10 protein-coding genes are annotated in these 15,681 nt (G+C 41.3%); 5 read left to right on the forward strand and 5 right to left on the reverse strand.

Annotated features, from left to right (window positions below; all coding sequences use genetic code 11):
* Nucleotides 1–177: 177 nt before the first annotated feature.
* A complete protein-coding gene (locus LCH52_00915; GenBank protein MCA0387032.1) occupies nt 178–2,955 on the forward strand; it encodes a delta-60 repeat domain-containing protein in 2,778 nt (925 codons plus the stop codon).
* A 155-nt stretch (nt 2,956–3,110) separates the two neighbouring features.
* Here the strand turns inward: LCH52_00915 and LCH52_00920 are convergent, their stop codons facing one another.
* Nucleotides 3,111–5,762, reverse strand: a complete 2,652-nt coding sequence (locus LCH52_00920) for a carbohydrate binding family 9 domain-containing protein (GenBank protein ID MCA0387033.1) — start codon at nt 5,760–5,762, stop codon at nt 3,111–3,113.
* Between the two features lie 592 nt (nt 5,763–6,354).
* Between LCH52_00920 and LCH52_00925 the strand changes: the two genes are divergently transcribed.
* The 3 genes from LCH52_00925 to LCH52_00935 all read left to right on the forward strand — a co-directional run bounded on the left by LCH52_00925 (nt 6,355) and on the right by LCH52_00935 (nt 10,048).
* A complete protein-coding gene (locus LCH52_00925; GenBank protein ID MCA0387034.1) occupies nt 6,355–7,194 on the forward strand; it encodes a hypothetical protein in 840 nt (279 codons plus the stop codon).
* Between the two features lie 51 nt (nt 7,195–7,245).
* Nucleotides 7,246–7,788 carry a hypothetical protein gene (locus LCH52_00930; GenBank protein ID MCA0387035.1) on the forward strand — a complete coding sequence of 181 codons (543 nt, stop codon included), beginning with the start codon at nt 7,246–7,248 and terminating at the stop codon, nt 7,786–7,788.
* 121 nt (nt 7,789–7,909) lie between these two features.
* On the forward strand, nt 7,910–10,048 hold the full coding sequence (locus LCH52_00935; GenBank protein ID MCA0387036.1) for a hypothetical protein: 2,139 nt from the start codon (nt 7,910–7,912) through the stop codon (nt 10,046–10,048).
* A 358-nt stretch (nt 10,049–10,406) separates the two neighbouring features.
* Here LCH52_00935 and LCH52_00940 read toward each other — a convergent pair whose 3' ends face one another.
* From LCH52_00940 to LCH52_00955, 4 genes are all read right to left on the reverse strand, one after another.
* The gene (locus LCH52_00940) at nt 10,407–11,195 is read right to left on the reverse strand and encodes a LamG domain-containing protein (GenBank protein ID MCA0387037.1); all 789 of its coding nucleotides are present in this window, start codon (nt 11,193–11,195) and stop codon (nt 10,407–10,409) included.
* A gap of 13 nt (nt 11,196–11,208) precedes the next feature.
* Entirely contained in the window at nt 11,209–11,667 is a 459-nt protein-coding gene (locus LCH52_00945; protein MCA0387038.1) for a T9SS type A sorting domain-containing protein, read from the reverse strand.
* 368 nt (nt 11,668–12,035) lie between these two features.
* On the reverse strand, nt 12,036–12,341 hold the full coding sequence (locus LCH52_00950; GenBank protein MCA0387039.1) for a hypothetical protein: 306 nt from the start codon (nt 12,339–12,341) through the stop codon (nt 12,036–12,038).
* 276 nt (nt 12,342–12,617) lie between these two features.
* On the reverse strand, nt 12,618–13,646 hold the full coding sequence (locus LCH52_00955) for a PorV/PorQ family protein (GenBank protein MCA0387040.1): 1,029 nt from the start codon (nt 13,644–13,646) through the stop codon (nt 12,618–12,620).
* A gap of 240 nt (nt 13,647–13,886) precedes the next feature.
* On the opposite strand from LCH52_00955, the gene LCH52_00960 reads away from it, so the two are divergent.
* Entirely contained in the window at nt 13,887–15,335 is a 1,449-nt protein-coding gene (locus LCH52_00960) for a putative DNA binding domain-containing protein (GenBank protein ID MCA0387041.1), read from the forward strand.
* The last annotated feature ends 346 nt before the right edge of the window (nt 15,336–15,681 follow it).

Raw genomic sequence — 15,681 nt, forward strand, 5'->3', positions numbered from 1 at the left:
GCTATCATTTTGAAATTTATTCACCCCCTCCAAGCATTAACCTGCTCTAAAATCCCTCTGCTAATTTCATATTTCTGATTCTTTGCGTCCTTTGCGGTTAAATAATTAGAGGTGCGGGTTCTCTGCGTTCTTTGCGGTTTATTAATCAAGATAAAACATATTGAAATCATGAAAAAAATGTTGATTCAAGCGGTCAAATTTCAAATTTTCCGGAGAAGAACAGCATCAATTGTTCTGTTATTCTCTGCGTACATGCTCAATACTGCATCAGCACAAAGCGCCAATCCAGATATGGCAGCAACAAATAATGCTGTATATGCAACACTGGTTGACGGCAACTTTACCTATATTGGCGGGGCTTTTTCAACGGTAGGGAGGTTAAGTGGCAACGGTGTAAAAATGACCACCACAAGCTCGAGTATAGACAAATTATACCCAAAAGTGAACAGCTCGATATATACATGCATCTCCGATGGAGCCGGCGGCTGGTATATTGGTGGAACTTTTACAATGGTCGGTACAACCGGCAGGAACAGATTGGCTCACATAAATTCTGACGGAACGCTTGATGCTTCCTGGAATCCGGATGTTAATGATGTAGTCTATTCACTCCTGCTAAATGGTAACGACCTTTTCATCGGTGGAAATTTTACAACAATTGGCGGACAAGCCCGCAGTCGTATCGCCAAAATTGATGTAACTACAGGACTTCCCGATGCATCCTGGAACCCGGGTGCCGATTTAACCGTCAAGGCTATTGCCCTAGGTGGTTCATCACTCTTTATTGGCGGGGATTTTGCGACTGTCGGCGGACTCTCCCGAAGCTACATCGCTAAGCTCTCGACGACGGGAACGGGTGCAGTTGATGCATCATGGAACCCCGGTTCCAGTAACCCGGTAGTTGCTTTGGCTGTTAGTGGTACTGATCTTTTCGCCGGTGGATATTTTACCACTATCGGGGGAGTGGCCCGAAACAGGATAGCAAAGCTCTCCATAAGCGGGACAGGAACAGTAGATGCATCATGGAACCCCAATGCAAACAGTTATGTGTTTTCTCTTCTGATCAGTGGTGACAACATTTTTGTCGGGGGTAGTTTCACAACAATGCAGGGAGTTGCACGAAACTGGATTGCAAAACTTTCCATTAGCGGAACCGGAATTCTTGATCCAGATTGGAACCCGAATATGAATGCAGCGGTTAATTCCCTTGCAACAGACGGGACTTCAATATTCGCCGCAGGAAATTTTACTACCGTCTCCGGAGGAGCTGTTGAATGTTATGGTATTGCAAAACTTAATGCAACGGGGGCAGGCACACCCGAAACAGGGTGGAATCCACACCTGTCCGGTTCAGGACTTTCAGTGGCAGTAAGTGGCACCGACATTTATGTGGGCGGTAACTTCAATCTGGTGAATGTTGTCCGAAGATATTATCTCGCCAGAATCAACAACACCACCGGTGAGGTCGATGCTGATTGGAATCCCAATCCGGGTGGAGCTGTTTATGCTCTGGCTGTAAGTGCTACGGATGTTTACGCAGGGGGCATTTTTGTGACAGCAGGCTCCCTCATAAGAAATCGCATCGCAAGATTTTCAAAAACAGGTTCAGGGACCGTGGACCCCCTTTGGGACCCTAATATCGGCAATGGAGCTGTTAATGCACTGGCTATAAACGGTACCGATATTTATGCCGGAGGAAGTTTTACAACTGTCAATGGTTCTGTCTCAAGAAACCGGCTTGCTAAATTCACTCTGGAGAGTTCTGCCGCTGTTGATGATCTTTGGAATCCAAGCATAAACAGCACAGTGAATGCTTTGGTTATTAACGCTTCGACTATTTATGTAGGAGGGAGTTTCACCAGTGTCAATATAACAGGTGTACCGAGAAGCAACCTGGCAAGTTTTCCTCTGTCGGGTTACGGCACCGTTGATTCCTGGAACCCGTCTATAGGTGGAGTTGTTTACGCTTTAACAATAGACGGTTCTTCTATTTATGTCGGGGGTTCATTTAATACTGTTAATTTCCCGACAGTAACAAGAAACCGCCTGGCAAGATTTCCCCTGTCAGGCACAGCAACAGTGGACACATGGAACCCGAATATTGGTGCAACTGTCTATACCCTTGCTGTAAGCGGTAGCGATATCTATGTCGGGGGGACTTTTACCACTGTCAATGGTTCCACAACAAGAAATTACCTGGCTCGAATCTCCAGCTCTTCAGGTCTGGCAGACTCGTGGAATCCTAATCCCGGTAACTCAGTAAGAAATATTTCTGTCTCAGGCAATGATGTGTATGTGGGGGGTCAGTTCGCTTCTATCGGTGGCAATCTTCAACCATACCTCGCATTGTTCACTGACCGTACCCTCCCTGTCGAGCTTGTCTCTTTTTCTGCCTCTGTAACCAAAGGTGTGGTAAACCTGAAATGGCACACCGCCACCGAAGTGGATAACTACGGCTTTGAAGTGCAGCGGACAACTGCAGGAAGCGATGACTGGAAGAATATCGGGTTCATTCAGGGACATCATACAACCAATTCACCTAAATATTACTCATTTACCGACCAGCCCTCAACAGAAGATGCATACAAATACAAGTACCGTCTGAAACAACTGGACAATTCGGGAAGTCATGAGTTTTCAAATATCATAGAAGTGAGTCTGGGTACGCCCGCCAACTTCCTTCTCGAACAGAATTATCCGAATCCCTTCAACCCGGCAACGGTCATCAGATATCAATTGCCTGTAGCAGGAATGGTAAGCATCGATCTCTACAACACGGCGGGTGAAAAGGTGGCATCGCTTCTGAACAAAGCAGAGGATGCGGGGGTTCATTCTCTTTCGTTTGATGCGGTCAAGTACGGACTTTCATCGGGTATCTATATTTACAGGATGACAGTTGTACCTGCTTCAGGTGAGGTTTTTTCTTCTGTAAGGAAGCTAAGTTTGATTAAATAAACCGCAAAGAACGCAAAGGAAGCTATGAACTATTAACTATGAACTATTAGCTGTGATAATTCAAACTTAGTAATTCTCCTTTGCGATCTTTGCGGCCTTTGCGGTTAATTACTCCCTTTGCGAACTTCGCGGCCTTTGCGGTTTATTCTCAAATCTTAAAACAATCCTGCAGCATTAAACCAGTAGGTTACTTTTGCCATGAAGATATTGTTCGACTCTGAATTTATAAGGTTCGAGAAACTTTTGCCCATTTGAAATTCACCGGGATCGTCAAAATTGGTACGGTCGTGGCTCCATACGAGGAAGAGAGTCGACCCGGGGAGGAACTCCCATCTGTAGATGATGTTCAAACGGAGCGATTTGAAATTGAAATCAGGATTACCGATTCTGAATGAATTGGCGCCTCCTCCCGGATTGATTTCATATTCACCATTCTCTTTGTCATATTTTATCGTGGTGCCTTTTGTACCGTACACTGTAAAGTCACTCGTTCTTTCTCTTTCAAATTCCTTTATGTCGGAGTATTTTCCGATTGATATGAACGGCTGTGCGAAGAGTTGCAGCGACATCGTGGGAGTAAATGTATAGTCCAGGCGAATTGTAGCAAAAAGGGTTTTTTGATCAAGGAATCCAAAGATGTGTCGTGTACCATAGGTGTTCACCGCAGCGGGGTCATCATAGTTTGCTATCCACTGACCTGCATCATAATTCCACTCGTAACCGGGATATATGGTGAGCCTTACCGCCTCGCTCGCTCTCCATGATCCGCCAAGCTGCAGACTGTAATTGTTACCTCCGAGTGCATCGCCACCGTAGTAGAAATCGCCGTCGATGGTGATGTCTTTTCTCTGATCAGTAGAGAAACCGATGGCGCCGTTGTAGCCTTCGGGCAGTTTTACGGTAGGGCCGCCTCTTGTGTGACGGGTGCTGTAAGATTCAAAGTTTACACCAAAATTGAATCTCAGACGGTGAAAATTTTTCATCCAAAGATTTCCCATCGTGAAAATACCGTCCGCTTCCTTGTCGCCATCAAAGTTGTATGACCTGAAATATCCTGCATAAATGCTTTTTGATCTGCTCCACGAGTCCTCTTTATAATCCCTGTAACCTGTTACGAGGTGCCCGTTTATGTAGCTTGTACGCCATGAAAATCCGAGATCATTCGAGTTGAATCCGGGAGAAATTGCACCGAGAGCTGCATTGAAATAGAACTCCCCTTCCTGCTTGTTGAATGTTATTCTTCCTGCCCATCCATTAAGTGAAGTGGCGTTCGTATCAAGTTTTTGATATTTTGCATCCGGACGCTGGAACGAGTGAACCGGTCTTTTCTGTAATTCTGTTATGAAATCCCTCGTACCGTTGATGTTCGACATCATGAAATAACCATTCATTACATACACTTTTGCCGAGTCGAAATTGATCCACCCGTCAATTCCACCGGTAAATGAATTGCGGCTGAAGCTGTTTTCGAGACCGGGTTCATCAAATTTTCTGATGAGTGATGTACCCATGAAACCGAGACCATATCTCGAATTATCGAATTCCTTCAGTGTTCTGAAGACAGTTGCATTTGCGAGAGGCTCCACTTCCCTTTTGGTTGTAACTCCATTGGTGTATGACTTTGCACTCATTGAATTTGTGAGGGCGTTCAGCGCATATACCGACCATCCGTCTGAGATTTTACCCGTCAGTTTTGCGGCACCGAGTATCTGTGTATTTGTGGGATACTCAACAAAATCTCCGTCAGCAGCATCGCCGTTGGGGCTTTTACCAATTCTTCTTGAATAGAAAAGGTCGGGATTTCCCCAGTTGAAGCCCCAGTTGTTGTTCGACCCGCCGTAACCGAACTGCAAGAGGTTGCTCCCCTCGATAAAGAACGGGCGCTTCTCTTCGAAAAATGTCTCAAATGCCGAGAGGTTAAGCACTGCAGGATCCACTTCCACCTGTCCAAAATCGGGATTTACCGTCATGTCAAGCGTCAGATTGCTGTTGATGCCCCACTTCAAATCCGCACCGAAAGAGGTGCCGTACTGGTTGCTTTTGTAAAAAGGATCGTTTTGGTCGTGAATGAGATATTGTGCTTTCGAAAGGAGGTAGGGCAGCACTTCAATGTTTGCGTTGTTTCCAATCTCCTGAAAACCTTTCAGTTCAGCGAATTTTTCAACAAAACCGCTCTCGTTCTTTTTCAACAGTATATAATAACTCTCCTCACCTCTCCGGGCAATATTCCTTTTGAAGTTGATGCCCCATGTCATGTCTGGTCTTTTGTTGAAACGGAGCTGCGAAAAAGGAATCCTCATTTCTACCGTCCAGCCGTCACCCGTTCTCATGGTTTTTGCTTCCCAGACGCCATTCCATGAGCTCTCGTCCCAGTCCCTGTTGAAAAGGGTTCCGTCACCTGTCGATCCGCTGGGGGTTGCATAGAAATAGTAGCCCGATCTTTTGTCGTTGTAGGGATCGAGGAAGAGCATAAAATAGTCGGATTGAACCCACTGGTCTTTTCTGGAGAGAACTGTAACAATAGAATCAGGGTCGGTGTCATAGCAGTATGCAGCCAGATAAAATGCTTCATCGTCATATGTGACTTTCAATGCAGTTTTCTGCGATGAAGGCTTCCCTTCTTCGGGGTCTCTTTGAAAAAACTCCAGTACCTGAAGGTTCTGCCACACAGGCTCATTTAACTTTCCGTCAACCTCAATATTTCCGGAGAGCTTTGATATTTGAATTTCTTTCGAGCCTTTATTGCCACCGGCAAACGAAGTGGCTGTTGCGATTAAAGCAAAACAGAGTAGAGCTAATCTTCTCATATTTGAATGATTCCTTGTTTGTTTGTCTCTTTAGACCGGGAGAGTAAAAAATAGTTGTAGCAAAATTAAGGCGAAGGCATGCCATTTTTATGAATTAGTGATGAATGGCGAAAAATCAGGGATGAAGGATAAAGGATGAAGGCTGAAAATTTGAGGGATGAAGGATGAATGTTTGAGGTTTGAAGTTTGAAAACCAATAGCCTTCGATTCAGATTGTAGGGAAAGGGGACGCGGATACACGCAGATTTAACGGATTTACGCTGATGAGCCCTTGTGGCGACATATGGGTAGAATTACAGCATACTCCAACAAAAGAGCCCTTGCGGCGACATATGGGCTAAATGCTTTAGAAGGATACCAGGTCAAAAGTTTGTAATTAAAATTCTTCTACATAAATTGAAATAGCTAATTATCAGGTTTTCTGAAATCATCAAATAGCAGAAAATTGAAACATTCAATAATCCCTTTATTATCTACACCAATCGACCCCGTTTTGAACAGGGTGGAATTGAACAGTCTAATCGAAGATTGCTTTAAACTCGCAACAGTTCAGGTCAGGTACCAGATTTCCAAAATTCACAAACCGGGAATTATGGGAGATTTGACTGCAAAAGACATTGCGATAGATGCTATTGCGCCATTATTTACACCCGGAAACGACGGACTCATACACCACCTAAGCAATTCATTTATTGATTGGTCACCACCGATTACAAATGAAGAACAAGCAAAGTTTATGCTCGTATCTGTGCTTGCCCACAGAGTGAAACAGCATCTGCACAATTTGATGAGGGAAAACGATCCATTTTTTGCCAGGATCCTCGACTCCCTGAATTATTATATTAAAAAAGAAAAACTTATTAAAATCGAAAAACTCAAGGTTTGCTATATCTCAGTAGAAAACCCGGTTTTGGGTGATTTTCGTTATCTTGATTATACTCACCTTTCCTCAGCCCCTTCAGTGTTGTTCAATGCGAAAAAATTAAATATAAAAGCAATTCTCGATGAACTTACCGGAATTAATGAAGAGGCTGTTGCAATTCCACTACTGGCCCTCGCCAGGAGGATAAAAGAAGTCAACCTCAATATAGATAGGCCTGTTATTTACTGCAATGAGACTGAAACTGAGTATGATATTGATTGTTTGACTAAAACGGCATATCACAAAGTGCTCGAAAAATTGCAAATTTCTTATGTAAGCAAGGGGAAACTTTCCAGTGATGAGGCCGGGATGATCGAAAAAGCTCTTGTGGAGATGTTATCGGATATAAAAGACGGAGGCGTAAAGCCGGGATTATTCCATTATTTTCAAATTTTTAATGAGGATATGCCTCATGAAGTTTACAAATCAAGATATCACAACATTCTTGAGTATCTTTTAAAGGTTCTTAAACTGGAACTGTCCCAAATGCTTGCCCCAAAGTCTAATTAATCCGAATTTGGAATTTTTACATCTATTAAACAGAAAGATCCAATCAACAAAATGAAATTCGTCCCTTCAATAAATGAGTATGATGTTTTTGCGTTTGTTTTTCATCCTGAAACTCTCAGCGATGAAAAAAAAGAGTACATTGAAACCGGTGCCGTATTTCAAGAGGAGCTAAATTACTTCAACATGTTATTTAATGAAACCAATAAAGATATCACTGAAAACGACAGGCAAAATCTTGCCTCCAGGATTGCTGTGTACCAACCGTCTTCAAATATCATTTATCTTTATCCCTATACACCCATGACTCCCTCTAAGGGACAAGCCAAAGTTTTATATCGTGCTGCGTCTATGGAGGCGGACGAAACTGTCTCTTCTAAAACTTTCATGGACTCATCCAAATCTTTTCTTATTAAGGTGAACACAAGTCGCAACTCGACCAGCATATACATCTTCGATTTTTCCGGTAAAGTATTAAAAAATATTAATCTTAAAATATTCCCGTCAGAAAGCACCCACCATCTCGATGATAATACGCAAGCTCTCGTTTTGCCGGGTAAAGTTGATGTGGATCATATCAGTTTGGAGCTGGAATAAACACAGATTATTCGCCCGATTTCCTCGCTCCCCTTTTTCCTGTCAACATAATAATAGTCACAGTCTTTGCAGTTAAATTTCTTTTGTTTAACTTTGGCAAGAGAATAGCATTTAATAGAAGATGGATATAAATAATACCAAAAACAATCAGAATATCTTTTATGAAATCGAAGATCAGGCAGCCCGGCTTAGGGTATTTCTTGAGCAAAACTCCTCCCGTGGATTAAGCTTATACTATATCAACAAATTCCTGTTTTCGCTGTTTTCGTACTCGAACCCGCTTTTAGTTGAAGCAAATTTTACAGAATTTTTCCCTCTTTATCTCAAATTGCTGAAATCTTTTGATCCGACAGGTCAAAAAATAGTTGCTTCCCGAATGATCCTGAAAAATGCAATAAGACTCTACAAGAGTCCCGGAAACGAGTTTAGAAGAAAAGCTCTCTGTTCATGCATTAAGGAGAAAAAACAACAAATTTCCCAAATTGAATCTACCCTTGAAGGAACAATCTCCACAGAAGTAACAAAAACGCTCCCTGTTTTCCCGGTTATTGAATCTGTTCGGGATGAGATATTGAATTTCACTTATCTTGATTCAATAACCGTTAAGCTTTCTCCTTCGAAAATCTCCATGCAATTCAAAATACATCCTACATTTAAGGAGGAGGATGAAAAAGTGCTGGAACAGGTGAAAACCTCTTTCGAATACGCTTATAATTTTGTTTTCAAGCGGGATAACAAGTCCACCTGTTTTTTTGATGTACAGGTATTTTTCAATTCAAGACTTGGCGTCTATTCAGGTGACTCATTTGGAGTACTGCTCACCCTTCTCTTCATTATTGAGCTTAAGAAACTGATTACCCCTAACCTCATTTATTCAATTGCTCCGGGACTCGCTCTAACAGGTTCAATTAATGAAAAAGGAGAAATATTACGAACAGGTAATCGCAATATCTCAAAAAAGATGGCGGCAGTATTTTATTCCGGCGTATCAAATTTCGTTGTTCCAGAGAATGATGGGCCTGCCGCTACTTTTGTTTTGGAGCAGCTAACAAAAAAGTACCCAAAGCGGAATCTAAAGGTCACTTCCGTTGAAAGCATTGAAGATATCCTTAACAGAAGGAATATCCTCATCATCTCAAAAAAACCTTACACCGCCAGAATCAAAGATTTTGCGATAAAGCATAAGTATGCATTTTTTGTTCTGATTCCCGTTTTGCTTGTTACATTTTTTGTCCTGCAATATCAGTTTGATAGTAATCCGGTTGCCTATGAATTTAAGGGAAGAGAATTACTGATTAAAAACCAGTTCGGCAATGTAATCTGGAGATGGGGTATAACACAAAGCACGACCGACCTTCAATATCCATGGCAAAAAAACAGGTGGATTAAAATTCTTGATGTCGATGGGGATAAGAGGAATGAGGTTGCATTGGTAGAAGACCTTAAAGAGGGTATTGGTTCTGAGAATGTGGGTCAGGTAACTTGTTACAAATCAGAAAACCAAATCTTGTGGTCATTTTCTTTTAGAGACACGGTATCATCTCCAAAAGAGCAAAATATCCCCGGATATTACGGGCTGCAGTTAATCGATACCGTAACTATTGGGGGAGAAAAACTTTTATACCTGAATGCAAGTAGTATACCCACTTTTCCACAGGCAGTATATGCTCTGAGCCTGCGGACAGGAGCAAGAAAACAGGGGACGCTGTGGCATGCTGGTGGATATTCATTATTTACCATTATTGATTTGGGAAACGATGGGAGCTATGAACTTGTCGCAATTGCCAGAGACAACGGCAACCTCGTAAACCGAATTTTTGCAGTCCCATTGGCTTTCAAAGATCAAATGGTTGAAACCCACCCCGATTACATGCTTTATAATAAACCCAAGGCAACTCTTCTGTTTGAAATAAGACCTCCGTCAAATGATTATACCATTTTTACTGGCACCTTGAATGGTGATATCCTTGCACCTTCTGAAAGAGAAAGAGACATTTATAACAATTCGCTCCACTTTTTAGCTCGTTATTCCAGTAATCAAAGTGCTGTCGCCTACCGTGTATTACTAAATCTCAAAACTCTCGAAATGGATTATTTCATAGAGGGAGGATTCCGCGCGCTCAGAGATTCCCTCGTCAAAGCAGGCAAACTGACACCTCCTTACACCGACACAAAAGAATACACCGACAGGTTAAAAAATGGTGTAAGATATCGAAAGGATGGTAAGTGGGTAACTTATCAGGAATATTTGAGGAAGTGATGTTTATAATCAGTAATGGTCTATGTAGAGCCAAAATTAGCGACTTTGGTATCGATGGTCTGTTCATAGCCGAAAAAAAGCCGCAGAGTGTTTCCTGCGGCTTTATGTCAATACTATTTTGCTAACTCAATCCCGTTTTTGGCCACATTTGCAGTAAAAATACCCGAATACTTTTGAAATATTAGAGTCTTTGTGAAACCAAGAGGATTCAACCCCACCTACCGCCATGAAAATGATCTTTTTCAAAAAATCTGCTTACCGAAATGAAAATGGTAAATGGCAATTATTTATCTTATACACTTTATTATGCCACTTGCGGTAAACTTTCTGCTTTTAATTTCTTAGTCAACAAGTCTAATCAATTACCGGTCTCGTGAAAAAGAGCTTGTATTTCTACATCTGATAAAACACGGTTATATATTCTCAAATCATCTAAGGCCCCATCAAATCGATCATTTCCAAGAAAAGCACCGCCACCGATGGCCACAACATGCCCACTGGTAAATTGTCCTAAAGCAGGAACATTAAAAACAGTTTTGTCTAATATTCCGTCAATAAATATTTTGACGGTGCTACCATCAAATGTAGTCAATAGATGATGCCAAACATTATCGTTTAAAAATAGAGTCTGACTCCAATTAATTGAGGGATAGCTGTAAAATGCTACTGCTCGGGGAGGTGCAGTAGAATTAAGAAACATCCCATATTTTTCGTCACTCGTGTTAGATGGGGCAACTCCAATAATTCTTGGAAAATCTACACCTTGACCTTTTATTTTTACCCAAGCACTTAATGTTACTTGTGATAAAGATAGAACTGGATTTGCAGTACCTGTAATTATGGATGTAGAATTGCTCCCATCAAAAGAATATGCTCGATTCAACTTACCAAATCTATCTGGGACCAAAGTACAATTTGTTACTGTACAATTGTTACCGTTTCCACTCTCATCGTTTGCATTTCCATTAAATGGATACCAAGCGACTAAACCTGCTTGAGATGGGCCCGTTGTCTTAAACGATATTTTCAAATCATTTGAAATCGCTTGTGAATCTACAATTGCATTGTTTTTCCAGATATAGATGTAACCTTGTCCAAATGTGCAAACCATCGAAAGTAGTATAAGATTAATTGTTAACTTCTTCATTGTAATATTCCTTTTACTTTAAGTAAATGATTTTTTTTGTCAATTTTGAATTATTGAACTGCACTGAAAACAGATATACCCCTGACGCGACTTGTGTGCTGCTTGTCCCATCCCAAGAAAAAGTATACTCACCCTGATCCTTCTCTCCCGAAAAAATCTCCTCAACCAACCTGCCATTGATATCAAAAATTCTCACTTTCACTTTCCCGGCAGAAGGAATATAACATTGGATTTTTGTTGATGGATTAAACGGGTTAGGAAAATTTTGGCTCAGAAAGAACTCCGTTGGCAGGTTTTTGCCTTGTTCATCTTTAACACCTACTGTAACATCAAAGGTTATTTCATCAATTTCAGCAAGAGAGTATCGTTTAACAATCACCCCTCCGGACTCGATAAAAATTGAATCCGATTGCGCATAGCTACTCCCATCGGTAAAAAATAGAAAAATAAAAATTAGTGCCAAGTGTCTCATTAGACCTCCAGAAAGAAAATGAATAACAACATTCGTTGCATTAGTTATTGTAAGAGAAGTTTTTAATAATACCCTGTCCGCACTATCAGACTAATATTTTCCTTAACTAGCAACGACATTGTCCGGCTATTTGACTTAGCAGAATGCCGCTTTCACATATAATAGAGAAAATTTCCATCGCTTCGGAAAGTTTTTGGAATCTTAATTACTTTTTTATTTCGGTGGTTTGTTTCTGTAGGTTATTGTAAAACAATGAGAAAATAAATAGAAAATGCGTGGCATTCACTACGCATCTTGAAATTAAGGTAAAAGAGTTGGTTTATCTGACGAATTTTTTCTATTGTTCGGGTATGCTGAAAGGGGGAGTTTTATAAATTCGCCGGAGGGGCGATTATAAAGTATACGGACATTTTTAAGGATCTGTTGAGTCCTGAAGGATTTTGCCCGTGGGGATGGTACCAGCCGAGCAGTTTCAGATAGAGAAGGAAAAATTCAGTGAAAGAGGATTCTATAAGAAGGGGGTTGTTCGTGGAAGCAAGCAGAGAGAGAAGATGATCGAAACTCGAGAGGATTAAGCCACGGGAGTGGTTTAAATTTACGACATCACGAACCTTCTCAATATAACTTTCAATTTCATCGAAATTGGGAGACCTGCTGTTGCCTGCGCTTTCCATGCCTTATTAAATTGATATTAACCTCCCCGTAATATAATAAAAAATGAATTTAATTCACAATTAATACATAAATTCGTGAAAATCTGTTAAATCAGTTTCATCCGTGTTCTGTTATTTTTCAACCTTCAAACATTCTCTATCCATATGTCGCCACAAGGGCTCTTTTGTGTTTGGGTACCGGATTCTACCCACATGCCACCCCTGCGGGGTTTTCAAACTTCATACCTCAAACTTCAAATTTCAGCCTTCAGCCCTCAGAAATTCAGCCTTCAAATTTCATCTCTTAAACTTCGGTTCCTCGAGTGTAAGGGTGATGGAGATTCTGTGTGAGTCGGGCAGTCTGTCGTCTTCAGCCATATTGAAACGGGCGAAGGAGTAGTCGATATTAAGTTTTGGGAGTTTTACACCGGCACCGATTGTGAATTGTTTTACATCGTTGTAGCCGGCTCTTACCATCACCACATTTTTGAAGCTGTATTCAAATCCGAAGTGGGGATCGATCGATACGGGACCCACATTCATCGTTGCGGCATATTTTCTGTTTTCAAATCTGACATCAAAATCGACTGCAGGAAGTAGGACACCACCGAGAATTTCAAGAGCATAAGCGGCACCGAGCTTCAGTGTCGGGGTAATGAGTTCATTTCGTCCGGTACTCCAGGCAACGAGTGTGGTGGTAACATCCTGCACGGAAGCACCGAGGAAGAGTGCGTCGGTAGCTCTGTAACTTGCGCCGATATCGAAACCGATACCCGTTGCGCCGTATTCGGCAATATCTCTGCGGATTACCTTGAAATTGGCACCGAGGGAGAGTCTGTCGTCTATTCTTTTTGCAGCGGAGAGATAAAAAGCCCAGTCCTGGTTGGAGAATTCCTTTATTTTCGAATAGTCAAGCTTGTCATTCGTTCTGATATCGAGAACACCGTCGCCATTTGCATCGTAGAGAGCTTCACGGGTATCGTAAATTCCATCCACTCCGAGGCGAAGGGCACTGATTGCGAAAGTATAGTCCTTGCCAAAAGGTATGGCTACACCTCCGTAGTTGTAATTCACGAGATTTCCGTAGCGCTGGTCGTGCATCAATGAGAGCTGTGGATAGTCCAGAGCAGCAAGTCCCGCAGGATTGTAATATGCCGCTGTAATGTCGTTAGCCACTGCGGTGAAGGCACCACCCATACCGAGGGGTCTTCCGCCGACTCCAATTGCAAGGAACTCACCGGCATACTTTCCGGCTGCGGTTTGTGAATAAACAAGGGGCGTTATTGTAAGGATAAAAAGCAGGCTTAAAAGGCTTCTTTTTGCCATTATTGATATATCTCCGATACCTTTGAAAAACTGTTTGCCTAAAGTCGAATTTGGAAAATAGCAGATTCAAATTTATCAAATATTTTTTTATAAAAAGGGGGAAAATTTGGTTGGCTCCCCGGGGAGGAGGTTTTATGTGACGGCTATGTGACTGAGATGAATAATCCGATTTAATATTGATGATTCTCGTTTGAAGTTTATTAAATTTGATTGAATAAATAGAAAGTTTCGCACTGATTTATGAATACGGAAAAAGTTATTAAAGAATTGATCAAACTGCCTCGAGAAAGTGAGTGGGTAGAGTTCAAACAGAACAATGCAGACCCATCTGAAATTGGGGAATATATTTCTGCAATTTCTAACTCGGCTGCTCTGTGGAACAAGACAATGGGATTTATCTGCTGGGGAATTGAAAATTCGTCACATATGATAACGGGGACAAACTTCAAACCAACTGAAGTTAAAATGGGTAATGAAGAATTAGAAAACTGGCTGCTTCACCAATTGAACCCAAGGACCCATTTCTCAATACATACTGAGATAATTGACGATAAAATGGTTGTTATGTTTCAGATAGCTGCAGCAACGCAAGCACCGGTTACATTTAAGAATGAAGCTTATATCAGGATTGGATCGTACAAAAAGAAACTCAAAGACCACCTTGAGAAGGAACGATTACTATGGGATATCCTTTCAAATAAGCGATATGAGGAAGAAATTGCACTTGCTGACCTTGACGAAGACAATACTATTAAACTCCTGACCTATCCTTCATTGTTTGAACTCCTGGGTCAACCGCTGCCCGATAATAAAAAAGGAATCATTGACCGTTTGGAGAAAGAGTCTTTCATAAAAAAGAATTCAAACGGTAATTATGACATCTTAAATCTAGGTGCCATTCTTTTTGCGAAAGATTTTAATCTGTTTCCACGACTTTCACGCAAAGCTATCAGAATTGTTGTTTATAAAGGGACTTCAAGGATTGAGACTGAGCGGGAATTTACCAACAATAAAGGATATGCGACATGCTTTGGTGAGGTGGTTGAACTCGTTAACAGTCAGCTTCCGCAAAATGAGTTGATCGGGACAGCTTTCAGACAAAATATCAAGATGTATCCCGAGATTGCCATTAGAGAACTAATCGCTAACGCGTTAATCCATCAGGATTTCTTTATAGCCGGAGCCGGACCCATGGTAGAAATCTTCTCAGATCGTATCGAGATTACTAATCCGGGTAAGCCATTGATTGACACACTTCGTTTTATAGATGAACCGCCTCGATCAAGAAATGATGCCATTGCAGCCTTTATGAGAAGGATAAATATCTGTGAAGAAAGAGGTAGCGGTATTGATAAAGTCATTTTTAGCGTCGAGACATTTCAATTGCCAGCCCCTGATTTTCAAGCGATTGGAGATAATACCAGAGCGATACTTTACCCACCCAAGGTCTTCAAAGAGATGTCTCGCGAAGAGAGAATCAGAGCCTGTTACCAACATTGTTGCCTTCTTTATGTATCCAACAAGGAGATGACCAATAATTCTCTCCGCCTTCGATTTAGAATCGCAGAGGAAAACTATTCGATGGTTTCAAGAGTTATTTCCGAAACAGTTAAAGCCGGATTCATTCGTCAGAAGGATTCGGAAAGCAAGTCACGCAGATTTGCAAGATATATTCCATTCTGGTCATAATATGTTTATGTGAAGGCCATGTGATTCTTATGTGACGGCTATGTGACTGACACGCAATATTTTGCATATTTAACATTCTGTTGCAACAGCTAAACGATTATCCTACAATGAGTTAGTTTATTCTGCTCTTGAAAGTTTTATGTGACTATCATGTGATTCTTATATGACTGTCATGCAATTCTTATGTGTACCCTTCAAAAAGTTCCCCTGTTTTTGTAACTCCTGTCACCCGTTATTTGTATAAATGAATTAGTTTTCAGTAACGCTTTCGAATTATTAGGAAGTCAATTCATACAACCAATAATACGGCACAAAAATGTTAACGAGTGAACAGAAAACAAGTCCG

This window comes from Bacteroidota bacterium (assembly GCA_020161395.1).
Taxonomy (GTDB): domain Bacteria; phylum Bacteroidota; class Ignavibacteria; order Ignavibacteriales; family Ignavibacteriaceae; genus UTCHB3.

Bases quoted from the DNA above. Each gene is read 5' to 3' on its own strand.
- LCH52_00915 (MCA0387032.1), top strand. From the start codon at position 178: ATGTTGATTCAAGCGGTCAAATTTCAAATTTTCCGGAGAAGAACAGCA.
- LCH52_00920 (MCA0387033.1), bottom strand. From the start codon at position 5,762: ATGAGAAGATTAGCTCTACTCTGTTTTGCTTTAATCGCAACAGCCACT.
- LCH52_00925 (MCA0387034.1), top strand. From the start codon at position 6,355: ATGGGAGATTTGACTGCAAAAGACATTGCGATAGATGCTATTGCGCCA.
- LCH52_00930 (MCA0387035.1), top strand. From the start codon at position 7,246: ATGAAATTCGTCCCTTCAATAAATGAGTATGATGTTTTTGCGTTTGTT.
- LCH52_00935 (MCA0387036.1), top strand. From the start codon at position 7,910: ATGGATATAAATAATACCAAAAACAATCAGAATATCTTTTATGAAATC.
- LCH52_00940 (MCA0387037.1), bottom strand. From the start codon at position 11,195: ATGAAGAAGTTAACAATTAATCTTATACTACTTTCGATGGTTTGCACA.
- LCH52_00945 (MCA0387038.1), bottom strand. From the start codon at position 11,667: ATGAGACACTTGGCACTAATTTTTATTTTTCTATTTTTTACCGATGGG.
- LCH52_00950 (MCA0387039.1), bottom strand. From the start codon at position 12,341: ATGGAAAGCGCAGGCAACAGCAGGTCTCCCAATTTCGATGAAATTGAA.
- LCH52_00955 (MCA0387040.1), bottom strand. From the start codon at position 13,646: ATGGCAAAAAGAAGCCTTTTAAGCCTGCTTTTTATCCTTACAATAACG.
- LCH52_00960 (MCA0387041.1), top strand. From the start codon at position 13,887: ATGAATACGGAAAAAGTTATTAAAGAATTGATCAAACTGCCTCGAGAA.